Genomic DNA, 614 nt, shown 5'->3' on the forward strand with positions numbered 1-614 from the left:
AAAAACAGAGAAGAAATTGAAAAACAGGCTAGGGATAAATATGGTGAAAATTATTTTATTATTAGCATAAGAGAATTAAGCAGAAAAAATATATTTGGTATTATAAAAAAAGAATTTGAAGTATCTATCGGCGTTTTAGAGCAGTATTAATTTTAGGGAGTTATTAAGATGGTTGATATAAGAACAATCAGAGGAAAAGATAAGACTGATGCTTTTGCTAAGGCTAGAGTTGAGTACGGAAGCAATTTTTATATATTGTCTAGTAAAGATATTCAAGTTGGCGGTTTTTTGGGACTTGGAAAAAAGACTGAACATGAAATTAGAATAATGCTAAATAATTCTATATATGATAAAAAAAATGCTGATAAAGAAGTAAATAATAATGTGGAAGAAGAAGAGAGCTATAATAGTAAATTAAATAGCGATAGAATAGAAATGAATAAGCATAAGACAGAAGTGTTAGATGCTAGTGAAATGGCTGAGAGACTTATTAATCTTAATAATGCTTTGAAAAAATCTGCTCGTGAAAGAAGCGAAAATTTAATGGCTAAAAAGAGTGCTGCTGCTGTAAATATTACTGAATTTGAAAATGCTGAACTTGTTAATAATAATAA

General features: G+C 28.0%; 1 pseudogene. It reads left to right on the top strand.

The features are described 5' to 3' along the window. Window positions 1-168: 168 nt before the first annotated feature. Window positions 169-614, top strand: a pseudogene (locus GQX97_RS13930) (flagellar biosynthesis regulator FlhF); the annotation flags it as partial.

It is taken from the genome of Brachyspira sp. SAP_772, assembly GCF_009755885.1.
Lineage (GTDB): Bacteria > Spirochaetota > Brachyspiria > Brachyspirales > Brachyspiraceae > Brachyspira.